General features: G+C 60.3%; 18 protein-coding genes. 11 read left to right on the top strand and 7 right to left on the bottom strand.

The genetic code is table 11. The features are described from left to right. The first annotated feature begins 38 nt into the window (after positions 1-38). From HMPREF1206_RS02470 to HMPREF1206_RS02460, 3 genes are all read left to right on the top strand, one after another. Complete coding sequence (locus tag HMPREF1206_RS02470) at positions 39-2060, top strand: galactan 5-O-arabinofuranosyltransferase (RefSeq protein WP_016421823.1); 2022 nt, start codon at positions 39-41, stop codon at positions 2058-2060. Positions 2061-2192: 132 nt separating this feature from the next. Further along, a complete protein-coding gene (locus tag HMPREF1206_RS02465) occupies positions 2193-5591 on the top strand; it encodes an arabinosyltransferase domain-containing protein (protein WP_016421822.1) in 3399 nt (1132 codons plus the stop codon). 40 nt (positions 5592-5631) lie between these two features. Next, a complete protein-coding gene (locus HMPREF1206_RS02460) occupies positions 5632-6660 on the top strand; it encodes a TIGR00730 family Rossman fold protein (RefSeq protein ID WP_016421821.1) in 1029 nt (342 codons plus the stop codon). A gap of 26 nt (positions 6661-6686) precedes the next feature. On the opposite strand, the gene HMPREF1206_RS02455 is transcribed toward HMPREF1206_RS02460, so the two are convergent. Next, positions 6687-7613, bottom strand: coding sequence for a glycoside hydrolase family 25 protein (locus HMPREF1206_RS02455; RefSeq protein ID WP_016421820.1), 927 nt, complete (start codon positions 7611-7613; stop codon positions 6687-6689). A gap of 106 nt (positions 7614-7719) precedes the next feature. Here HMPREF1206_RS02455 and HMPREF1206_RS02450 point away from each other — a divergent pair, with 106 nt between their 5' ends. From HMPREF1206_RS02450 to HMPREF1206_RS02440, 3 genes are all read left to right on the top strand, one after another. Then, positions 7720-9753: a M13 family metallopeptidase gene (locus HMPREF1206_RS02450; protein WP_016421819.1), complete on the top strand. Its 2034-nt coding sequence runs from the start codon at positions 7720-7722 to the stop codon at positions 9751-9753. Between the two features lie 240 nt (positions 9754-9993). Then, complete coding sequence (locus HMPREF1206_RS02445) at positions 9994-10950, top strand: sugar-binding transcriptional regulator (protein WP_016421818.1); 957 nt, start codon at positions 9994-9996, stop codon at positions 10948-10950. A gap of 198 nt (positions 10951-11148) precedes the next feature. Then, positions 11149-12246: a YihY/virulence factor BrkB family protein gene (locus HMPREF1206_RS02440; protein WP_016421817.1), complete on the top strand. Its 1098-nt coding sequence runs from the start codon at positions 11149-11151 to the stop codon at positions 12244-12246. Here HMPREF1206_RS02440 and HMPREF1206_RS02435 read toward each other — a convergent pair. Both HMPREF1206_RS02435 and HMPREF1206_RS02430 read right to left on the bottom strand, forming a co-directional pair. Then, complete coding sequence (locus HMPREF1206_RS02435; protein ID WP_016421816.1) at positions 12241-13458, bottom strand: NupC/NupG family nucleoside CNT transporter; 1218 nt, start codon at positions 13456-13458, stop codon at positions 12241-12243. The genes HMPREF1206_RS02440 and HMPREF1206_RS02435 overlap by 6 nt on opposite strands. Positions 13459-13503: 45 nt before the next feature. Beyond that, positions 13504-13923 (bottom strand): cytidine deaminase, encoded by a 420-nt coding sequence (locus HMPREF1206_RS02430; RefSeq protein WP_016421815.1) that lies wholly within the window; start codon positions 13921-13923, stop codon positions 13504-13506. Between the two features lie 169 nt (positions 13924-14092). Between HMPREF1206_RS02430 and HMPREF1206_RS02425 the strand changes: the two genes are divergently transcribed. The 4 genes from HMPREF1206_RS02425 (at position 14093) to HMPREF1206_RS02410 (ending at position 19026) form a co-directional block, all read left to right on the top strand. Next, positions 14093-15379: a thymidine phosphorylase gene (locus tag HMPREF1206_RS02425; RefSeq protein ID WP_016421814.1), complete on the top strand. Its 1287-nt coding sequence runs from the start codon at positions 14093-14095 to the stop codon at positions 15377-15379. Positions 15380-15484: 105 nt separating this feature from the next. Next, complete coding sequence (gene deoC / locus HMPREF1206_RS02420; protein WP_016421813.1) at positions 15485-16135, top strand: deoxyribose-phosphate aldolase; 651 nt, start codon at positions 15485-15487, stop codon at positions 16133-16135. A 10-nt stretch (positions 16136-16145) separates the two neighbouring features. Beyond that, positions 16146-17909 carry a phospho-sugar mutase gene (locus tag HMPREF1206_RS02415; RefSeq protein WP_016421812.1) on the top strand — a complete coding sequence of 588 codons (1764 nt, stop codon included), beginning with the start codon at positions 16146-16148 and terminating at the stop codon, positions 17907-17909. 643 nt (positions 17910-18552) lie between these two features. Beyond that, positions 18553-19026, top strand: coding sequence for a hypothetical protein (locus HMPREF1206_RS02410; RefSeq protein WP_231367165.1), 474 nt, complete (start codon positions 18553-18555; stop codon positions 19024-19026). A gap of 56 nt (positions 19027-19082) precedes the next feature. Here HMPREF1206_RS02410 and HMPREF1206_RS02405 read toward each other — a convergent pair whose 3' ends face one another. The 4 genes from HMPREF1206_RS02405 to HMPREF1206_RS02390 are packed head-to-tail and all read right to left on the bottom strand — an operon-like array spanning position 19083 to position 22750. Beyond that, positions 19083-19769, bottom strand: a complete 687-nt coding sequence (locus HMPREF1206_RS02405; RefSeq protein ID WP_016421810.1) for a heme oxygenase (biliverdin-producing) — start codon at positions 19767-19769, stop codon at positions 19083-19085. Next, positions 19762-20586 (bottom strand): heme ABC transporter ATP-binding protein, encoded by an 825-nt coding sequence (locus HMPREF1206_RS02400; protein ID WP_016421809.1) that lies wholly within the window; start codon positions 20584-20586, stop codon positions 19762-19764. Before HMPREF1206_RS02400 ends, HMPREF1206_RS02405 begins: the two co-directional genes overlap by 8 nt. Continuing rightward, positions 20586-21665, bottom strand: coding sequence for an iron ABC transporter permease (locus HMPREF1206_RS02395; protein ID WP_016421808.1), 1080 nt, complete (start codon positions 21663-21665; stop codon positions 20586-20588). Before HMPREF1206_RS02395 ends, HMPREF1206_RS02400 begins: the two co-directional genes overlap by 1 nt. Before the next feature lie 11 nt (positions 21666-21676). Continuing rightward, positions 21677-22750, bottom strand: coding sequence for a hemin ABC transporter substrate-binding protein (locus HMPREF1206_RS02390; protein WP_016421807.1), 1074 nt, complete (start codon positions 22748-22750; stop codon positions 21677-21679). Between the two features lie 203 nt (positions 22751-22953). On the opposite strand from HMPREF1206_RS02390, the gene HMPREF1206_RS02385 reads away from it, so the two are divergent. Then, complete coding sequence (locus HMPREF1206_RS02385; protein WP_016421806.1) at positions 22954-23508, top strand: neocarzinostatin apoprotein domain-containing protein; 555 nt, start codon at positions 22954-22956, stop codon at positions 23506-23508. The last annotated feature ends 25 nt before the right edge of the window (positions 23509-23533 follow it).

The following is a 23533-nucleotide window of genomic DNA, read 5'->3' as shown; positions in this document are numbered from 1 at the left end:
GTTCGTCGGAGTCCGGTTCCTGTGCAAAACTTGAGGGCATGGTAGACAAGCAGGCCGAAACCTCGAGCGCTGACACCACGGGTGCCGACAACACTAGCGCCAACACAACGGGCGCACGATCCTACAGTGAGCTGGTTGACGAAGATCGCTACGAAATCTTCAACGATGACCAGCTCTCCCTCAAGGCTGCTCTGACCTACCTGTTCGCAGCGCTTGTGGGCGGTTCGGTTATCGCTCTAGTGTCCTGGTTTGTGTTCCACCGCCTGTCGCTGCCGGCCTTTGGCGGCTCGCAGCTGACCAGGGCGGTCGCAACAGCGATGATTGTCATCACTCTGACGCTCACCACCGTCCTGCTGTATTTCTTCGCCACCAAGGGCAAAGATAATCGCCCCCGATGGCTAACGTGGTTGACGTATCTGATGGCTTACATGTCACCGGCCATTTTGGTGGTCTCTGCCGTCGGCCTACCGATGGGCTCGACCAAGCTGTGGTTGGACGGTCTGTCTGTCGACCAGGAGTTCCGCACCGAATACCTCACCAGGATGGCCTCGGAGCCTGGCCTGCACGACATGTCGTACATCGACATCCCGTCTTTCTACCCCGCTGGTTGGTTCTTCCTGGGCGGACGCCTGGCCAATATTCTTGGCATTGCCGGCTGGGAGGTCTTCCAGCCCTGGGCGTTGATTACACTCGCCGCTGCTGGCTGTGTTTTGGTTCCGGTGTGGCAACGCCTGAGTGGCTCCCTGCCCGTAGCCACTGGCATTGCGCTGACAACCACGGCCGTCGCCCTGGCCACTGTCGCCGATGAGCCCTACGCCGCAGTCGTTGCTATGGGTCTTCCGGCGATGACCGTGATGGCCTGGCGCGGTCTCACCGGCGCCTGGTCCGCCATGTTTGGCGTGCTCGTCTTCCTGGGTATTTCTGCGACTTTCTACACTCTTTACACTGCCGTAGGCGCGCTTATTGTGGTCGTGTTGGCCGTGGTCGCGTGGACGTCGTCAAGCTCTTGGATGCCTGTAGTGCGTCTGATCATTATGGGCGTGGGATCGATGCTGATTGCGGCGACGGTGTGGGGGCCGTACATGCTGGCGGTTGCGACAGGGGCACCGCGCTCGGGCGCGACAGCGACGCACTACCTGCCCCCGGAGGGTGCGCAGCTGCCTTTGCCGATGCTCGCCGCCAGCGTAATCGGTGTGCTGTGTTTCATCGGCGTCGTGCGCATGCTGGTCAGCGCCACGGAGCCGGATGCCCGCGCGCTCGGCCTGGGCACGCTGGTGCTCTATGGCTGGGTAGTGGCCTCGATGGTGGCGACGCTGCTCGGACGCACGCTGCTGGGGTTCCGCCTCACCGCACCGATTACGTTCATGCTGATCGCGGCTGGTGTGGTCGCGCTTGCCGACGCCCGTCTCAACGGCATCGAGAAGTATTGGCCGCAGGCGGCACCAGCTCACATTGCCAAGCGCGTTTCCGCGGTAATGGCGGCAGTCTTGCTGCTGGCGGGCATTGGCTACGCGCAGTCGATTCCGAATAAGTTGCATGGTGCCATCGACTTGGCGCATACCGACACCGACGGTAACGGCGAGCGCGCGGACCGCTTCCCACCGAATGCCGGGGCGTGGTACTCAGCGGTGGACCAAACGCTGAAGGAGGCCGGGCTCGATCCGGCCCAGACAGTGGTGCTGACGGATGAGAAGAATTTCCAAGCACTCTATCCCTGGTATGGATTCCAGGCACTGACCAGCCACTACGCTAACCCTCTGGGTGAGTTTGACCGCCGTAATCAGGCATTGGAGGAATGGTCGGAGATTCGCGATCCCGATGAGCTCGTGCAGGCCATGGATGCAACGCCGTGGCGCGGACCGGATGCCATTGTGCTGCGGGGCGAGGTTGAGACACCTGATGGCGAGGATGCCGCTCCACTGACGTTGGACATCGCGGATGATATCTATCCGAACAATCCGAATGTGGTCTTCCGGAGCCTGAATTTTGCCCGCTCTGCATTTGAGAAGCACTGGGAGCTAAACCAGGTCGGCCCGTTCGTAGTGGCGGTTCGCAAGTAGGTATTCGCAAGTAGGTATTGGGCGGCTATCCCCTGCTGTAAACGTGATTCCTGTTACTAATGTGGAAACTGTGATGTAACTTTCGCGTTGCAAACTCAAAGAAAAACGCCAATTACCGTAGTATCTTTCCTTGTGACTGCCGAAACTAAAGAAATCAAAGAAAGTGTCGACGGCTCACCCGAAGTGACCATCGACCGCGTGGAGAGACCGCCTATGGACGGCCCCTCTCCTACGACACTGACTCGTTGGACAGCGATTATCGCTGGAATCGTCGGTTTCATTTGCTTTGTCATCACACCGTTCCTCCCGGTCGTGAATACTCAGTCCTCCGTGTCTTGGCCTCAGCGCGACACACTGAACTCAGTGGATGCACCGCTTATGGCGCAGGCACCGTTGGATCTGAGCATCGATCTGCCTCTGTCCCTGACGGATGAACTTTCCGACAAACGGACGACCCTGTTGTCGACTATCCCCCCGACCGCGGATAAGCCGACCAAACGGGGCCTGATGGTGCGTTCGGGCAAGGACGGCCTCGACGTCATTCTGCGCGACAGCGTGGTGATGAGCCTGGATAAAAAGGAGCTTGCCAGCAACAAGGGCAAGATCCTGGAGATCCGCTCAAACGAGCATGAGACCACCGTCAACATCGACGGCGCCAAGAACTCAGATGGTGAGAAGCTCACCGCCACCACACACGGCGATTACCGTCCGCAGGTCACCGGTATCTACACTGACCTGCCCGCTGACGGCGACGCGGCCAAGGCCGTAGCCGATGGACTCGATGTCCACATGAACATCGACTCCCGCTACACCTCACACCCGACAGTGGTGAAGTACATCGTCATGTACTTGGGTCTGCTTCTGACGCTGGCTTCCCTCGTCGCGTTGGCTCGCATTGACCGTATCGACGGTTCCCCTTTCACTCCGCTGTTCAAGCGCGGTGCGTTGAAGCCGACTCCGCTGGACATCCTGGTCGGCACGATTTTGGTTGTTTGGCACTTCATCGGTGGCAACACCTCCGATGACGGTTACATCTTCACCATGGCGCGCGTCTCCGACGAGTCGGGCTACATGGCGAACTACTACCGTTGGTTCGGCGCGCCTGAGTCACCGTTCGGCAGCCCTTACTACGACCTGCTGTCGCTGATGGTGAAGGTGTCCACCTCGTCACTGTGGATGCGACTACCGGCGCTGCTGTCCGCACTGCTGGTGTGGTTCATTATTTCCCGAATGGTTATCCCACGCCTCGGCGAGAAGATTGCCCAGCGCCGGGTGGCCTACTGGTCTGCTGCTGGTGTGCTATTGGCCTTCTGGCTGCCGTACAACAACGGACTGCGCCCGGAGCCGGTCATTGCTCTGGGATCCCTGCTGACCTGGGTATTCATTGAGCGCGCAATTCTGACTCGACGCCTGCTGCCAGCTGCAGTCGCAGTGGTTATCGCCACGCTGGCACTGGGCTCGGGCCCAACGGGCCTAATGGCAGTTGCTGCCCTGCTCGCAGGCATCCCGATGCTGGTGCGCATTGTCGTTGAGCGCCATAAGGCTCTCGGTGGTGGTTGGCAGGCCCCACTGATGCAGATTGCGCCGTTCCTGGCTGCGGGCACCGCAATCTTGGTCGGTGTCTTCGGCGACCAGACTTTGGCCACGGTCCGCGAGTCCATTCGCGTCCGCAGCATCATCGGCCCGTCGGAGCCTTGGTACAACGAGTACGTCCGCTACTACTGGCTGGTGCTGCAGTCGGTCGACGGCGCCTTCCCGCGTCGTTTCCCAGTTCTGATTGCACTGGCGTGCTTGACCATCACGATTGCCGCGCTGCTTCGTCACCGCACCGTTCCGGGGGCTCTGGCCGGCCCGTCGGCACGCCTGGTGTTCATGTTCATCGGCACCATGTTCTTCCTGACCTTCACGCCGACAAAGTGGACGCACCACTTCGGCGTGTACGCGGGCATCGCGGCTTCCCTGGCAGCACTTGCCGCTATGGCCATTAGCCATTGGGTAGCAGGTAACCCGCGCAACCAGCTGTTCTTTGCCGGTGGTATCACCTTCATCCTCGCTTTCTCGCTGATGGGCATTAACGGCTGGTGGTATGTGTCGTCCTACGGTGTGCCGTGGTTCGACAAGACTATTCAGTTGCGCGGCCACCAGCTGGGTTCAGCAGTATTGGCTCTAGCCTTGCTACTGCTGCTGGCTGGTGCCGTAATGAACTTCGTCCAGGAGTTCCGCACCAAGCCGAAGTCGCAGGAAAAGTCGGCACGCGCGCGCCGCATCAATGCAGTTGCATCGTCCCCGATTGCAGTGACGACGCTGCTGGTGACGATGTTCATGGTGGCTTCACTGGGCAAGGGCGCAGTATCGCAGTACCCGGCATACTCGGTCGCCGCTGGTAATATCCGCTCCTTGGCTGGTCAGACATGTAATATGGCGAGCGATGTGCTGATGGAAACCGATCCGAACGATGGCTTCCTGAATACCGTCGATGGCAAGCCGCTAGCGGAATCGTTGCGCGGTGGCGGCAAGAACCGTGGCTTCGACCCGAACGGCGTCCCGTCAAATATGAAGGCCGAAGCTGTGGACGCCAGCCAGAGCCAGGCAAGTACTGCCGACACTGATGATCAATCTACTGATCCGGAAGCCACAGTTGAGGGCGGTTCCGCGTCGGGCACCGACGGCGGCAAGCGCGCCGACAAGGGTGTCAACGGCTCGCAGGTCGAGCTGCCATTTGGCTTGGATCCGGATAAGGTGCCGGTGCTTGGCTCCTACTCCGAGGACATTCAGCGTCCTGCAAGCCTGGAAACTTCCTGGTTCCAGCTGCCTGAGATTGACGAGGACCACCCGCTACTCGTCGTATCGGCGGCTGGCCGTATCTTCCACCACGACATCAACGGTGTGGCTCAGCAGGGTCGCAAGCTGGTGGCAGAGTACGGTCGCAAGGGCGGCGACGAGGATGGCTTCGAGGTCCTCTCCGAGTCGGAGCCGATTGATATCGGCCCTGCTCCGACCTGGCGTAACCTGCGCTTCCTGACCGAGGAGATCCCAGAGGGAGCGACCGCTGTGCGACTGGTCGCGGAGGACAATGACGTCTCCGAGGATCAGTGGCTGGCACTGACCCCGCCGCGCCTGGCCGAGCTGCAGTCGATGACTGATGTCATTTCGCCGGAAACTGCGACTATCCCGGACTGGCCGGTTGCCTTCCAGTTCCCGTGCCAGCGTCCGTTCGACCACTACGCAGGTGTCGCAGAGCTTCCGGAGTACCGCATCACTCCGGACCGTGGCCTGAAGGTCGTCGGTGCAGATGTCTGGCAGTCGGTCGATGGCGGTGGTCCGCTCGGATTCTCCGACGCTGTGAATGAGGCTACGTCCGTACCGACTTACCTCAAGAACGACTGGCGCCGCGACTGGGGTTCCGTCGAGAAGCTCTCGCCGCGTCCGAATAAGGACAAGGTCAAGCCGGATGTCGCCGAAATTGAGTATGAAGATATCACTCGCTCGGGTCTATACTCGCCCGGGAAGATGATTGTGAAGGATCCCTAGGCGAAAGAGCCTCGGTGCCTCCTTCACCTAAGGAGACCGAGTGACTGCACAAACCCGTTCCATCGTTGTCGCCGCAATGGTTGTGACTGACCCGGTGGGACGGGTTTTGTGCGTTCGTAAGCGGGGTACGGATACGTTCATGCTGCCCGGCGGGAAGTTCGAGCCGGGTGAGTCCGTCGATCGCCCGGAGGTCACCGCCGCTCGCGAGGTCTCCGAGGAGCTCGGCGTGGACATCGACCTATCGCTGTTGCGTCCGTGGAATATCGCCCGTGCGGCCGCCGCCAACGAGGCGGGCTTCGAGGTCGTCGGCCACCATGTGCGCTATGTCGGCGAGTTCACCGATGAGCTGGCGAACGTTCAGCCCCACGCCGAAATTGAAGAGGTCCGCTGGCTCGACCCCTGGCTACCGACCGGGAAAATCGCCCCTATGCTGGTCGAAACCACTCTGCCGAAGCTTCGCGAAGAGCTGCCCCAGCTTGCCGCTGGCCGTGAGCAGCCACAGCGCGCACTGTCGTCACTGACTGTCTTCTGCGGCTCCGGCTTCGGCAACGATCCCGCCTGGCGCGTCACCGCCGAACGCCTCGGCCAGACACTCGCGGAAAATCGGGTGGAGCTCGTCTACGGGGGCGCGGCGATTGGTCTTATGGGCACGGTTGCTAACGCGTCGCTTGACGACGGCGGCAGTGTCACCGGTGTCATCCCCGAGGTCCTGGTCAAGAAGGAAATTGCCCATCCGCGGCTGACTCACCTGGAAACTGTTGCGACTATGGCCGACCGCAAGTCGCGCATGTATGAGCTTGGCGATGCTTTTGTTGCGCTCCCCGGCGGCGCGGGCACGCTGGAGGAGTTCTTCGAAGTGTGGACCCAGCAGCACCTGGGGATTCATGCCAAACCGGTGGCGTTGCTGGGTCCTTCGGGCTTTTGGGAGCCGCTGTTGGCTCTGCTCCGCAACGTTGTTGATGCGGGTTTTGTGCGGCCGGAGCTTCTCGATGCGCTTATTGTCGTCGACGACGTCGACAAGCTCCTGCCTGCGTTGATTGCGTGGCGTGCGGGGCGGACGAAGTTTTAGCCTGCCCCAGACCCCACAACACACTGCTAGTGAGCAGCAGCCAGCTGCTGCAGCTCAGCTTCGGTGCCGTTGAAGACGTCCTCGTCCACGTTGGTCGGGATGCCATCGACGCGGCCGGTGGAGGAACGCTGCCAGAAGGCCATACTCTCCCAACCGCCCGGCAGTGAGGTCGGAGCGCTGTCTTCGTAGGCGGCGAGCCACAGCGGGTAGTCGGTGAAGTCGGTCGAGTTACCCATCGGGTTCTGCCAGAACCAACGGTAGGTGTAAATCATCGGGGTTTCGCCGGTCTTTTCCTCTACGCGCTCGAGGAAGTCCTTGGTCCACTTCTGCAGCTGGGTCGGGTTGAGGCCATTGTCCAGCTCGATGTCCAGCACCGGCGGCAGTGTCTTGTCTGTGGAGATTTGCTCATCGCGCTGCTGCAGTGCTTCTACGTACTGGTCAGCCTGCGCGGTTGCGGAGCGATCCGGGTGTGCCTTGTGGTAGCTGCCCACATACAGACCGGCCTTCGCTGCAGCGATGGAGTCCTCGAGGAAGTACTTCTGGTCACCTTCGACACCGTCGGTGGCCTTGATGAAAGCGAACTTCTGGCCGCTGGCTGCGACCTCGTCCCATTTCAGTGCGACGCCACCTGGGCGCTGCCACTTGGAGACGTCCACGCCGGTCGGCCCCATGTGGAAGCCGGTGCGAGCCGAGTTAGACGATGCGCTGGTAGCCGAACCAGTTGAGGAACCGTTGGCACCAGAGCCCTGCGACTCCTGAACAGTCAAAAAGTCGAGCGACCCCTTGGAATCAGCAGCGGACGGGTTGGAGTGTGCAGATGCGTCCTGGGGTTGCGCGTCAGCCGGTGCAATAACACCCAAGGTCAGCGGCGCAACGGCCACGATACTTGCCAAAGTGGCGCGGCCCGGGCGTCGCTTCAGCACCGCGGTCGCGGAAAGTGGAAGAAATTTCATGGTTTGCACCTTACCCCCTAAATCACTTTAGCCCCATTCGTAATCCTAAACTTATCCCGCCCCTCCAGTCACAGCTTCAATCCGCCCTTGCCCCTAGACTGGCGGCATGACAAATAGCACTAATACTGAGACCCAGTCCGCAACGTCCCAACTCTCAACGACTCCTCGCCCACAGGATGACCTCTACTTGGCCACCAACGGTGAGTGGGTTAGTAATCACGTCATCCCGGCTGACCGCCCCATCGATGGCGCCTTTTACAAGCTGAGGGATGAGGCGGAGGAAAACGTCCGCGAGCTCATCACCACTGCCGCCGATGCGGATCAGAATTCCCGCGTCGCTCGCTTGTACAACTCTTTTATGGACGAAGCCGCTATTAATAACGCCGGCGCAGCTCCTCTCGCGCAGGATCTAGAAATGATTGCCTCCGCCGAGAACGCGCATGAGCTGGCGTTGGCGCTCGGCCGCCTCGACCGCCTCGGTGTCGGTGGTGCGCTCGGGTACTGGGTAGAGAAGGATTCCGGCTCGGACCTGGATGCTCTCTATCTGTTGCAGTCGGGCCTCGGCCTCCCGGATGAGGCTTACTACCGCGAGCCTGGTCACGCCGACACCCTCGCTGCCTATGAGCAGCATGTTGCCGCTATGTTGAAGCTTCTCTCCTCGCATGACGACGGCGCGGGGGAACTCTCCACCGCGCTTGCTGCATTCGAGTTGGTGGACCCGGCCGCTGCGGCGGCGCGCATCGTGGCTTTTGAAAAGCGTATTGCCGCTGGTCACTGGAATGTGGTCGATACCCGCGATGCACTGAAGACCTATAACAAGACGGCCATTTCTGACCTCCCCACCGGCTTCCCGGTCGCGGAGTGGCTCGCGGCCACCGGTGTCAATGAGACGAACCAGACTGCCATCGACACCATCGTGGTGATGATGCCGTCGTACTTCGAGCACTTGAGCAAGTTGTGGCAGGACACTGACCTGGCAGATCTGCGCCTGTGGGCACTGTGGCGCGTCCTCCACCAGCGCGCCGCCTACCTGTCGGATGACTTCTCTGCGGAGAGCTTTAACTTCTACGGCCGCACCCTGCAGGGTTCGACCGAGCAGCGTGCACGCTGGAAGCGTGGTGTTGCCTTTGCGGACGGGGCGGTTGGACATGACGTCGGCAAGCTGTATGCGGAAAAGCACTTCCCTCCGGAGTACAAGGAGCAGGTCCTGGAACTGGTGGACTACCTGCTGGCGGCGTACCGGGAGCGAATTTCGAAGCTGCCGTGGATGACGAAGGCGACACAGGAGCGGGCGCTGGAGAAGCTGTCGCTGTTTAAGGCCAAGATTGGCTACCCGGAGCGTTGGCGTGATTACTCGGCGATGGAGCTCGGGGATTCACTGATGGACAATGCTCGCGCTGCCAGCGCTTTTGCGCATGATTATGAGGTGGCAAAGCTGGGAACCCCGGCCAATCGTGATGAGTGGCATGGCACTCCGCAGACGGTCAATGCCTTCTACAATCCGGTGGTCAATGACATCACGTTCCCGGCTGCGATTTTGCAGTCGCCGTTCTTCTCACCGGACGCTTCCCCGGCGGAGAACTTCGGTGGCATCGGTGCGGTTATTGGTCACGAGATTGGTCATGGTTTTGATGACCAGGGCTCGCAGTATGACGGTCACGGCAACCTTCACCAGTGGTGGACCGATGAGGATCGCGCAGCTTTTGAGAAGCTGACCTCCGCACTGGTGGACCAGTACGAGGGCCTGGTTCCGCAGGCTCTGCGCGAGCAGGCCGAGGAGGGCGCTGACCTGCCCGGTGTCAACGGTCGCTTCACCCTGGGAGAGAACATCGGTGACTTGGGCGGGCTTGGTATTGCTGTCGTCGCTTTCCGCCGTTTCCTCGCTGCCCGCGGAAAGGAACTCGGGTTGGAGGACACCCCCGAGACCTACCGTGACCTGTTCAAGCAGTGGGCACTGGTCTGGCGTTCCAAGATTCGTCCGGAGTTTGCACGCCAGCTGCTTGCCATCGACCCGCACTCACCAGCGGAGTTCCGCTGCAACGTCATTGCCAGCAACATCGATGAGTTCCATGAGGCCTTCGGCACTTCAGCGGGGGACGGCATGTGGCGTGAGCCGAATGAGCGCGTGAATATCTGGTAATTCTGCGGGAACTCAACCTGCGCTGCGATACCCTCCGATGCCTTCCGCAGCCTCCGGGGACAGCAAACGCCTCACCGTTTACTACAAATGCAAAAGCTGACTTTTTGTTTTTGCAAACGTGGAACTAAAATCACAGGTGAGGCGCACGCTTTCCCGATGACCAAGTCGGGCAGGGTCCCAATCAAGCGAGGTTCCTGTTACAAGTGCGCTTACTAAGTGCTCTTGCTGGAGGAGGCCGCTGTGGACACCCGCGACATCCAAGCACTCACCGCCGTCAAACTCTATTACGGCGAGGGGCTCACACAGTCTCAGGTTGCAACCGAACTCGGGGTTTCCCGCCCAACGGTCTCTAAACTGCTCAACCTTGGCCGTGAGCGCGGTTACGTGCGCATTGAAATCCACGATCCGCGCGAGGAAGCCTCAGAGACCGCTACGCAGATGCGGGATCGCTACCAGCTCAACGATGTGCGCCTGGCGCAACCGGCACGCGCTGGCAACGCAGTCTTACTCCGCGAGTTGGGGCGTGTGGGCGCCGAGCTTCTCGACGAGCTGGTGGTCGACGGTACCCTCGTCGGTGTTTCGTGGGGTAAGACCATGTACTCCGTATCCACGCAATTGAAGTCCAAGGATGTCTCGGGCGTGGAAATTGTGCAGCTCAAGGGAGGAATGAGCCACTCGGATAAGTCCACGAACGACATCCGCACTATTGGCGGTTTCTGCCACGCCTTCCACGCCTATGCCCGCACATTGCCGCTGCCGGTGATTTTCGATTCGGTCGAGACCAAGCGGATCGTGGAACAGGATCGGTTCATCGCCAGCGTATTGGCGCTTGGCCGGACGGTGGACATTGCCGTTTTCACTGTCGGCGCAGTCGACCATGACTCGCTGGCCTTGAACTTGGGGCAGCTGTCGGCAACCGAAAAGGACTTACTCGTGGAGCGCGCAGTGGGCGATGCCTGCTCACGCTTCTACCGCCCGGACGGTGGCATTGCGCTGCCAGAGGTCGATGCCCGCACGGTAGGTATCAGCCTCTCTGACCTGCGCCGGATCCCCACTCGGGTACTAGTGGCCGGTGGCGCGCACAAGGCCGAGGCCATCGACGTGGCCCTTCGAACAAAGTTGGCCACTCATCTGGTCATTGACGATGCCACTGCCGAGCGCCTACTTTCGCTGGACTCATCGGACTCATCGGACTGACCGGGCTCGCCAGTCTCACCGTCTAGCCCCTGCCCCTCCCTCTGCCACGGAATAGCCGTCTCGGGACGCATCAGTACAAAGAACTGACACCCGGGCCTGAGAAGCGCCTCTGCCCTCTTCGACCGATAGACTTAAGCGAGCGCAGATGTCCGCATAGATGTTGCAGCCGCTGTCAGGTCGGAGAGGACGATTCTTTAGGTGTCACCAGCACAGCAGATCAAGCACACACTCCAGGCCTACGAGTCGGCAGACGCATCTTTTGCTCAGTCCGCGAAGAAGTTGCCACCCGTGGGGTGGAAAGGAGCGCTCTACGCTCTCAAGCGTGCGGGTATCGAGTTTTTCTTGGAGCTCGGTTTCGACGCTGCCGCGAAGTTGACTTACTACACGGTGCTGACCTTCGCGCCTGCACTGCTTGCGATTTACTCAATTGCCACGCTGATGCTGGCCGGCTATACAGAAGACCTCAACCGACTGACCGAGGATTTCATCCGCAGCTACATCCCGGCTGAGTATGCCGAACCGATTCGCAATGTCATCTCAACGATTATCGGCTCCGCCACGGGCGGTCTCGTCGCACTGACTATCGGTATTGTTCTTGCGCTGATTTCGTCGTCGGCCTACACACGCGCATTTTCGCGCACGGGTAACTCCATCTATGGCGTTTCCGAAGGTCGCACGCTAATTCGCTACCACCTGCTCATGGTCGCCATTACGCTATTGCTGCTCATTGGCACGGTGGTACTGCTCATTGCGATTATTGTCAATGACCAGCTAGTTATCACCATCGTCGAACCGGTTGCCCGCCCGTTGGGCATTGAATCGACCACGCGACAGGTCATTGACTTCTGCATCTCCGTCTGGAGTTGGCTGCGCTGGCCGGTCATTATCGTCATGTCAATGATTCTGATTGGCTCGCTGTACTACTTCACACCGAACGTGCGCATGCGCAAATTCCGCTGGCTCAGTACCGGTTCGGCACTGGCAATTATCAGCTCGCTGGGTATTGGCAAGGCATTGCAGCTTTACCTGTTCAACTTTGCGGCTTCAAACCCCTACGGCGCCATGGGTGCCGTCATTGCTCTCATGACTGCACTTTGGGGCATTAATGTCGTCGTGGTCTTCGGCTTTAAGCTGGATGCCGAGGTTGAGAGGATGCGCCAACTGCGCGCCGGCCTGCCCGCAGAGCGATACATCCAGCTTCCACCCCGAGCTACCGCGGCCGCCGAGGGCGAGCAGAAGATCCATCAGAATCTAGAAAAGCAGGCGGCCGAATTCCGAACTGAGGAAGAGCTATAGCGCAATCACACCCACAATTGCAGCGTTGAGCAGGTTGGTGCACAGGCCCGCAATCAGCGCCAGCGGACCGTTCTTGGCAATCTCACCGCGACGTTCCGGCGATAGCGCACCGAAGGAACCGATCTGAATTGCAATGGAAGACAGGTTGGCGAAGCCAGCCAGGGCGAAGGTCGCCAGCATGATGGACTTCGGATCCAGCGAGTCGACGTGCTCCGAGAACGAGGTGTAGCCGACGAACTCGTTCAGAATCGTCTTCTCACCAATGAAGCTACCGACCAGCCCTGCGTTCTCCCACGGCACACCAATCAGCCAGGCAATCGGCGCGAAGACCAGGCCGAACAGCCCCTCCAGCGACCAGTTTTCCTGACCGAACCAGCCGCCGATGCCGCCAATCATCGCCGACAGCATCGCAATCACAGCGATGAACGCAATCAACAAACATGCCACAACCACAGCGATACGACCGCCGGCCAACGCACCCGCCCCGAGCGCGTCAATGACGTTCTTCGACTCAGTGTCGCGGACATCCTTCACCGACGCATCCAGATCGGATTCCTCCGTCTCCGGCCAGAAAGTCTTCGCAATCAGCAGCGAGCCCGGCGCGTTCATTACCGATGCCGCCAGCAGGTACTCCAACGGCGCACCGAGCAGGGAGTAACCGATCAAGGTCGATCCGGCCACCGACGCAAAACCGCCCGACATACATGCGAACAGCTCCGACTTGGTCAGTTTCGGAATATACGGCTTAACGACGAGCGGAGCCTCCGACTGCCCGAGGAAAATCACCGTGGAAGCGAAGACGGACTCCACCTTCGAGGTTCCCATAATGAACTTCAGTGCGGACCCGACATATTCAACGAAGTACTGCACTACCCGCAGGTAGTAGAGGGCGCCGAGGACCGCGCCCAGGAAGATAATCACTGGCAGCACGTTGAGCACGAAGACGAAGTTTTTACCCGTGCCGTCGAAAAGATTACCGAAGACAAACGAGGTGCCCTCATTTGTAAAGTCGATCATCTTCTCAATGGCACCGGCCACGCTCTTCAACGCCTGGAAGCCGGGTTCCCACTTCAGCACTACCAGCGCGAACACCGCTTGCAGCAGCAGGCCAACGCCGAGTGTGCGCCAGTTAATGGCTTTCCTGTTCTTTGAGATAGCAATGGCAAATCCGATGACGAGGATGATGCCCAGTAAGCCTTGCAGTCTATCCATGACTAAGGTCTTCTTTCTTGATAAAAGAGGCTGTGGTGATGATGCCTACAGGTCCTCGGGACCAAAGGCGTAAGGGAGAATTTTTTCAAAGTCAATGCTGGCCGGAGCGCCTAAACCACCATTTTCCGGGCGCTTGGATTCCACAATGACACGCTTGCACCCAAATTCGTGCAGGACCTGCCGACAGGCACCACAGGAGTGGCACGGTGCCGCCTTTCGCCCGACAATGGCACAGGCCGCAATCTTATGGTTGCCGCCATGCTCCGCGACCATGCGGAATACGGCTGTGCGCTCTGCGCAGTTGGTCAACCCATAGGACGCGTTTTCCACGTTGCAGCCTGTGACCACCGTACCGTCGTCAAGCAGAAGTGCGGCACCAACCGGAAAACCTGAATAGGGAACGTACGAGTTTTCCGTGGCGGCGTAGGCCTTAGCCAGCAGTTCTTCGTCTGAGATGTGGGACATTGTGCTCTCCCTCCCCGAGCCTGTTCGAGGTGTTTATGCAAACATACTTATGTGGGTACAAATGGAAAGTTAACTGTTGACATTTGTTCTAGTGCTGATGATAATCGGAATCAGCAGAGTTCACAAGACCAATATCGCTAAGCACAATCGCCTATAAAAGGAGCGAACAATGGCTGAAAAGTTCGATGTAGTTGACGTCATCAAGGTAAAGCGTGATGGCGGTGAACTCAGTCCGGAAGAGATTTCCTGGGTCATTGACGCCTACACTCGCGGCGTCGTGGGCGATGAACAGATGGCGGCGCTGAACATGGCCATCTTCATCCGCGGCATGAATCGTCGCGAAATTGTGGATTGGACTCAGGCGATGATTGACTCGGGCGAGACCATGAGCTTCGCATCGCTGAGCAAGCCCACCACGGACAAACACTCCACCGGTGGTGTCGGTGACAAGATCACGCTGCCGCTGGGCCCACTGGTGTCCTCCTACGGCGTGGCCGTCCCGCAGCTGTCCGGCCGCGGCCTCGGCCACACCGGCGGCACCCTGGACAAGCTGGAATCCATTCCGGGCTGGCAGGCTGATGTTCCGAATGACCGTTTGATGCAGATCCTGGAGGATTCCGGCGCGGTCGTCGCAGCAGCCGGTGCGGGCCTGGCACCTGCGGATAAGAAGATTTACGCGCTGCGTGACATCACCTCGACGGTGGACTGCATTCCACTGATTGCCTCGTCGATCATGTCCAAGAAGATTGCGGAGGGCACCTCCAGCTTGGTGCTGGATGTCAAGGTCGGCTCGGGCGCCTTCATGAAGGATCTGAATCAGGCCCGCGAACTGGCCCGCACCATGGTTGACCTGGGCAACGATGCGGGCGTGAATACCCGCGCACTGTTAACGGACATGTCCACTCCGCTGGGCCTGACCATCGGCAACGCCCTCGAGGTCCGCGAATCGGTGGAGGTTCTCGCTGGCGGTGGCCCCGCGGACGTCGTGGAGCTGACCTGTGAGCTGGCCCGAAACATGCTGGAGCTGGCCGGCGTACACGATGCTGACGTGGAGCAGGCTCTAAAGGACGGCCGCGCAATGGATTCGTGGAAGAAGATGATCCGCGCTCAGGGCGGCGATCCGGATGCCGCGTTGCCGGTGGCACCTCACACGCACGATGTGGTTGCGCAGGCTGACGGTTACCTGACCAAGCTGGATGCACTGGCTCTCGGCGTTGGTTCCTGGCGCTTGGGCGCGGGACGTGCTCGTAAGGATGATCCGGTGCAGGCCACCGCCGGTATTGAGATTTTCGCCAAGCCGGGAGACAAGGTGGTCAAGGGTCAGAAGCTGCTCACGCTGCACACTGAAACTCCGGATAAGTTCGAGCGCGCTCTCGAGTCCATCGAGCCGGGCATTGAAATCGGCGACACCGCGCCGACAGCCGAGCGCGAGATTATCCTCGATCGCGTGTCCTAGAAAATTTCTGACGGGCTCGCGCCGGCGCCACTTCCCCGCCCCGAGCCCGCCATCTCCCTACTTTGACGCTCTCTCCCAAATTTCCGAAAGGACTTGATTTCTCCCATGACTTCCCGCGCTGATGTTGCCAAGATGATTGACCACACCCTGCTCAAGCCAGAAGCCACCTCTGACCAGGTCAAGGCTCTTATCGCCGAGGCCGCCAAGCTCGGCACCTACTCCATCTGCATCTCCCCCTCGCAGCTCCCAGTCGAGGTGCCTGAGGGCCTGCACATCGCCACTGTCGTAGGCTTCCCCTCCGGTGCGGTGAAGGCCGAGGTCAAAGCCACCGAGGCCGCCCGCGCCGTGGTCGATGGTGCCGAAGAGATTGACATGGTCATCAACATCGCCTTCGCCAAGGAGCACCGCTTCGACGACCTTGAGGCCGAAATCAAGACTGTTCGCGATGCCATTCCGGGCAAGGTTCTGAAGGTCATCATCGAGTCGGCCGCCCTGACCGATGAGGAAATCATCGCAGCTTGCAAGGCCTCCGAGTCCGCAGGCGCAGACTTCGTCAAGACCTCCACAGGTTTCCACCCAGCTGGCGGCGCTTCCGCTCACGCCGTGAAACTCATGCGCGAAACCGTGGGCGACCGCCTTGGAGTCAAAGCCTCTGGCGGTATCCGCGATGCCGCTGCCGCTGAGGAAATGATCGCCGCTGGCGCCTCTCGCCTGGGCCTTTCTTCCTCCGCCGCTGTCCTCGACGGTCTGAAGTAGGCTAACCCCGATGCTCTCCGAACAGCTACAAGCCACCATCACCGATTGGATCGCCCACGATCCGGACTCGGCCACCGCCGCTGAGCTCTCCTCGCTTTACGACGAAGCCAAGGCCGCCAACCCCGATGCGATTGCCGAGCTGGAAAGCCGTTTCGCCGGGCCACTCGAATTCGGCACTGCAGGTCTTCGCGGTGTCGTTGCCGCTGGTCAGTCTCGCATGAACCGTGCCACGGTCATCCGTGCCACCGCTGGCCTGGTTGCGCATCTGAAGAACATTGTGGGCGACGACTTCACCGTGGTCATTGGTTGCGATGCCCGCCACGGCTCCGCCGATTTTCACCGCGATGCCGCCGCGGTTGTCGCCGCAGCCGGTGGCAAGGCCCTGGCTCTGCCACAGCAGCTGCCCACACCGGTGACCGCCTTTGCCGTGCGCCACCTCAATGCCGATGCCGGCATCATGGTCACGGCCAGCCACAATCCACCGAAGGACAACGGCTACAAGGTTTACCTCGGTGGCCGCGCGGTGGAGTCGGATTCCCGCCGAGGCGTCCAAATCATCGCGCCCCATGACAAGCAAATTGCGGACGCCATCGCCGCTGCTCCACCGGCTGATGAGGTCCCGCGTGACTTCGATGCCGTCGAGCAGGTTGGTCCTGAACTACTGGACGCCTATGTGAAACGGGCGGCTGCGCTCGCAACGACGTCGTCAAGCGAAGAGAAGCAGGCAGCGAAGATTGTTCTCACCCCGATGCATGGTGTCGGTGGCGAGACCATCGTGCGCACACTGAACGCGGCAGGTTTCTCGAATGTCAGCGTGGTCGAAAAGCAGTTCGCGCCGGATCCGGAGTTCCCGACGGTATCGTTCCCGAACCCGGAGGAAGCCGGCGCGCTGGATCTTGCGTTTGAGCTGGCACGTGCCGAAGACGCGGATGTCATCATCGCGGCTGACCCGGATGCGGACCGCTGCTCGGTAGCTATTCCGGACAGCGGCGTCGATGGCGACTGGCGACAGCTCTCCGGCGACGACATCGGTGCGTTTCTGGGTGAAGTCATCGCTGCGGATGCCGAGGCCCGTGGGATTGCGACCGTGACCAATGATGAGGGCGCAGAGTTTCCGGCCACAATGGCTAACTCGATTGTGTCCTCACGCCTGCTGGGCAAGATTGCCGCAGGTCACGGACTGAATTATCGCGCTACACTGACCGGCTTTAAGTGGATTGCTGGTGTGGACGGGCTCGTCTTCGGCTACGAGGAGGCCATTGGCTACTGCACTGACCCGGCAGTCGTGCGAGACAAGGACGGCGTATCTGCGGCGGTGCGTGTCGCCGACGCGGTGGCGCGACTGAAGGGCCAGGGTCTTGGCATCCAGGACCTTCTGGATGATGTCGCCCGTGCCCATGGTCTCTACAAGACCGCACCGTTGACCTTCCGTGTCGAGGACCGCTCGCTGATCACCAAGGGCATGGACACTCTGCGCGCCAACCCGCCTGCACAACTGGCTGGTTCGAAGGTCACGCAGGTCACGGACATGAATGATGGCCTAGACATGGTCGATGCCAAGGGCGAGAGCTATCACATCCCTCCTACCGACGGCATTCTCATCCTCACCGAGGCCAACGACCGCGTCATTGCCCGGCCTTCCGGCACGGAACCGAAGCTGAAGTGCTACCTGGAAGTCGTGCTGCCGGTCGCTTCGTCCGCGATTCCACACGTGGCCGCGGCCGAGCGGCTCGACCAGATTAAGGCCGAGCTCAAGGAAATCCTGGGGATGTAGCCACTAAGCAGCTACCAGCTACCAGCTACACCTCGCAACAAACTGGGGTGCGCATGAACGAAACGGCCGAAAAATGGCCGTGGGGTTTCACGCGCGCCCCAGTTTCACATATGCAGCCCGGAGTCTTGGACCGGCTCATGAGTTACTGACTAGGTTTATGACAAAAACAAGCAGAAATTAGTGCCGAAACTGACATAAACTTAGGCAGTTTCTCGATGGTCACAACCTCATTTGAAGCTCACCACCTCATTTCGGGTCTAGCTAAACCCGTCCTTGCCGCATTTTGCGGACGACATGCGTCTCCTAACATGCTTTACAGTTTTCCCAGTAATACAATAAAAGCCGTTAACCGTGTCCCCAGGGGATGGAGCACCATTCGCTACGCGGGTTGGGCTCATCACAGGGGGAACACTTCCTCCTCGTGATTGGTACGTCCAGCATGTCGCATAACGAGTTCCCCAGCTCAGACCCCAACTACAATTCGAATCCTTCCACCGGTTCTTTCGGCCCCGTGTACCCGAACCAGGCACCTCAACCCCAACCACAACCACAGCCCCAGCCCCAATTCGCTGCGCAGCCGGCACCAACTTTCGCTTACGCAGCCCCGGCGTATCCGCAGCAAAGATCAGGTACTTCCGGCGCAATGATTGCGCTCATTTCAGTGCTGGTCGTGGTCCTGCTGGGCCTGGTTGGCGCGGTACTTTATGTCACCCTGAGTAAAGATGACTCGGTAACTGCGGCCGACACACAGACGGCTGCCACTACACAGGCCGCTGCCGATACTTCGAGCCAGCCCAACCCACCGGTCACACAGACTGAGACCGTGGTTGTTCAAGATTCGAGTGGCTCATCCGGTAATTCGGGCTCGTCTCGCTCATCGGGCCTGGCTGGCGGCAACCTCTCCAGCGCATGGAAGGGCACGTCCTCAACGAGCGATCCGTTCGTTCGAAATGTACACAGCGCCTACGTCCGCTATCGCAATTCCACTGGTGCGGAATCCGGCACCATCACGGCCTACAGCCCAACGACTGGCCTGACCTACAACATGTGGTGCCGTCCTGCTGGCGGCAACATCAAGTGCACGGGCGGCCGTAACGCAGTGGTGTACATCGGCTAACGCATACCGCCCACCGCCACAGTCGCAACACTCCAGTCCGCGCCCTCCGCCGCAACCTACGCCACTGCGTCGTCCAGACCACCAGCTAGGTCATGGAAGATCGCTCGGTTGAGACGAAATGCCTTCTTCGCCTCGTCGACCACGGCATCTTTATCGGCATCCGAAATGCCCAGCTCAGACAGACTCCGTCGGTAGCCGTCGCGGTAGGGCTTAATTTTTCCGATAGCGGAGAAGTCATAGAATCGGGTTCCCTCCGCACCGATGCCGTAGTGCTTGGCCAGCATGGACGCAATCACCTGGCCACCAGAAAGATCGCCCAGGTAGCGAACGTAATGGTGTGCCAATGCGGCGTTGGCGTTGCCGTTGCTTTCGATTTCACGAAGCTCGGCCACGTAGTTCTTTGTCGCCTCCACTGGCGAGATCTTTTCCCGCCAGTCAGGCCCCACCAAATGCTCAAGGTCGGCCGCCAGAGCCTCCAGGCGCTCCAGCTGCGCATCGTAGACCGCGCTGACCTGCGGCGATTCCGCAGTGGATCGCACTGCCTGCTCCAACGCTTCGTACACAAAGTAGAGCTGACCAGTTAGATCGATGGCCGCCTGCGCATTCAGTTCACCCGCAAGCAGCCTCGACATGAAGTCGGAGTTCTCCGCTTCACTGTGGACACCCGCAGTCTCCACTTTGAGTCGCTCTGCCAAGGGCTGAGCAGCCAGCTTGTCATCCTTTTTAATCGTGTTTTCAACCATGATTTTCTTCTTTCTCTGCGAGGTTCGGAGACTGGGGTGAGAGGTTTTTGTCCGCGCGTTGAGGTACCAGCACTGGGTTGCCCGCGGAGTCCTGAAGCACTTCCACACCGATGCCGTAGACTTCGCTGACGGTCTGTGCATCCAGGGTTTCCGCAGGCGGGCCTTGCTTTACGACGCGCCCCTGCGCCACCACCACAACGTGATTGGCATACGCCGCTGCGGCGGACAAATCGTGCAGGACTACAACCACGGCTTTGCCCGCCGCCGCGCGGGCGCGCATCATTCCCATGATTTTTTCGGCGTGGTGGAGGTCCAGAGCCGCGGTCGGTTCGTCGAGAAGTACGACGGGAGTGTCCTGGTAGAACACGCGCGCGCTGTGGACGCGGGCGCGCTCGCCGCCGGAGAGGGTCGGGACTTCCCGGTCAAGGAGGTGCGCGACGTCGCATTCAGTGATGACTTCCGCGAGCAGCTCCTCGTTCGGGCAGCCCCAGGGGTTGCGTCCGAAGTCGATGACCTCGCGGCTGGTGAATGGCACGGACAGTTCTTGGCTCTGCACCAGGACAGCGCGGTAGCGGGCCAGGTCGGCGATGGAGAGCTCGGCAATGGAGTGCTCGCCGATCCGGACGTCGCCGCCGCTGAGCTCATGGTCGCCGGAAAGCGCTGCGAGCAGTGTCGACTTTCCGGCACCATTCGGGCCGACCAGCGCGGTGACTTTTCCGGGCTCGGCGACCACGGAAACATCGTTGAGGATGCGGTGACCATCCAGGGTGATGCTGACATTTTCGGCAGAAATTCCCAGGCCAGAGTGGATTTCCATTAGTGCACCGCCCTCTTCGAACGCAGGAGCAGCCAGAAGAACAGCGGGCCACCGACAATCGAGGTGAGCATTCCCAGCGGCAGGTCCGCACCGGTAATCATGGTGCGGGCCGCGAGGTCGGCCAGCGTTGTGGCCAGCGCCCCGCCGAGGATGCATGCGGGAATCAGCGTGCGATGCGCTGGCCCCAGCAGCAGTCGTGCAGCGTGCGGCACGACCAGGCCGATGAAGACGATGATGCCGGAAAATGCCACTCCAGCCGCCACGACCAGAGACGTGCCGAAAATAATGGCGCGACGCAGCGTAACGACGTTAATACCCAGGTGGCGGGCTTGCGCTTCACCAAGACTCAGAATGTCCAGCTTGCGGTAGCTGACCCACATGGCAATTACGGCCGGAACTGTCACCAGCGTAATGATGACAACCTGCGTCCAGGTGGCGCTGGCAAACGAGCCCATCTGCCAGAACACAATGCGGTCGCGGGCAGCCGTGGAGGCTACGAATGTCAGGAGCGAAACCAGACCACCACAGATGGAGTTCACAGCCACACCGACCAGAATGATTCGAGCGATATCGCGGCCACCGTGCGCATTGGCGGCCACAATAGCCGTGGCTACCGCGCCACCAATAAAAGCTGAGACCGCAATGGCCCAGCTGCTGGCGAAGACACTCAACACTCCGCCGAGCACTCCGGAAAGCCCGGCGGCGGTGCCCAAAACTGTGGCGGTGGCAGCGCCGACCGCGGCGCCGGAGGAAACGCCGATGAGGCCGGGTTCGGCAAGCGGGTTGCCGAACACCGCTTGCAGCGCCACACCTGCGAGGGCTAGTCCCGCACCAACGAGGCAGGCCAGCGCGATGCGCGGCAATCGCACTTGCCACAGCACGGTGTCGATGGGCTCTGGCGCGTCACCGAGACCGCCATTGAACACTAGCCTCACCATTGAGCTCAGTGATTCGCCGATGGTGGCGCCGAACTGCCCCACGGAGGCCGACCAACCTATTGCCAGCACAAGCGCTAGGGCGAGCCCAATGAAAACGGCCGCCTGTCTGAACGGACTAGTTTTGTTCGCGGTTGTCTGCATTGCTCAGCCAGTCACTTCCCCGCAGTCTTGTCAGCGCCATCACCAGCACCGCCACCGTAGAGAGCATCCGCAATGGCGCGAATCGCACGCGGCGACTGCGAGTCAAAGGACAGCAGCTGCGAATCGGGCACGTCCACAACGGACTCATTCTGGCCCGCCGGGGTCTGTGCGATACCCGGGATTTCCTTCAAGCCTTCAATCCCGCCGACGGACTCCAGGCCACCAGACATAACCAGGATGGTGTCTGGAGCCGCAGCGATGAGCGACTCTGGCGTAATCGGCGTGAACGCACCCTCAATACCCACGCCCTCACCGGCATCGACACCGCCGAGACGAGTGATCAGAGAACGCCCACCAGAATCCGGTCCCGCAATCATGGCCACACCGGTTCCGCGCACGTAGAGAATCATCATCTTGCGGCCATCGGCCTTGGCCTGCGCGTACTCGGTCGCAGCCGCCAGCTCCTTGTCCAGGTGCTCCTTCACCGGGCCAACTTGGTCAGCCAGGCCGACTGCGCCCGCGACTTCGTCGATAAGCGTGTTGATCGTCTCGGGAGTGCGCTCGTCCGACACATGGACGACGGTGATCCCCGCTTTTTCAAACGTGTCGAAGACACGGCTAGGGCCAATCGTGCCATCGGTAATGATGAGCTCCGGCTTTAGCTTCATCACCGACTCAGCATTGACTGCATGCCCGCCGATGGTGAGGTTCGGCAAATCCTTTACCGCCGGGAAATCGGAGGTGGAGTCGCGCCCCACCAGACGGTCTCCGAGGCCAAGCGTGTAGACCGCACGACTGAGTGCTCCCGCCCGGTCAAGCGTGAGAATACGCTGGTAGTCCTTGTCCGCCGCCGGTTTCGGGTCTTTCAGCAGCACTTCGGGGTTTTCCGAAGGCAGGTTCGCATGCGCGGCACCGTGAGCGGAAATGTTGTCGGCGCGCGGAACCGTCGTCACGCCAGCGCTTGACGACGATGCCCCCTCCCTCGCGGCATCATCGGAACCACAGGCGACTAGTCCTGCGACTAGGACAACACTCAGCAGTGTTCCGGCAAGACTGCGAACGCGACAGGCAGGCACGGTGAACATATTCCCCCTCTGTGAGCTGACGCTGCACGGAGATAGACGACAAAAAGAATGACTAAATAACGACTAACACTAGTAACAAAGAGCTTAGAAAGGACTTTGCTCTACTCACCCAAAGAATCTTAGGCTATCTTTTAGTTCTAGGTTAGCCTACCCTTAAATAAAGATAGTAATTTCTACAGTTTTTCGGAAGGACGTTACCTCCTATGACTACTCGTACACTCCAGCGTCGCGCGGCTTTCCTGGCTATTCCGGCCGTCGCCGCACTTCCACTTCTCGCCGCCTGTGGCGCAGATGACGCGTCCGATGCCGCGCAGGATGCTGCCAACGCCTCGGAAACCACCAGCTCGGCTGCAGATCAAGAAACCGACACCGACGCCAGCGCCGGCGAAGTAACCATGGAGGCCGAGCCGGTCAACGACCTCTCCGAGGGCGATGTCATCTCCGTCGACCTGTCTGGTCTCGACCCCGACTACGGCTACTACGCCGCACTCTGCGCCGCCGAGAAGGCTCCAGGCAACCCCGTCCCGGACTGCACCGGCGACCGCAGTGCCGGCACCCAGTCGCAGCAGTGGATTACCAAGAAGTCCGGCGGCACCACCACCATCGCCGACGACAACACCGCACACTTCGAGCTCAGCGTCGTCCCCACCGGCGAGGCCGTGGACTGCACCCAGCAGGACTGCGTGCTGAAGCTCTTCGGTGACCACAGCGAGGGCTTCGAGGACATCACCGAGATCCCGGTTACTTTCGCAAAGTAGCCAAACCGCACACGCGCAGGCGTCG

It is taken from the genome of Corynebacterium sp. HFH0082, from assembly GCF_000411235.1.
Lineage (GTDB): Bacteria > Actinomycetota > Actinomycetes > Mycobacteriales > Mycobacteriaceae > Corynebacterium > Corynebacterium jeikeium_D.
Note: the sequence above shows the minus strand (reverse complement) of the source record. Positions and strands in the feature narration are given on the sequence as shown.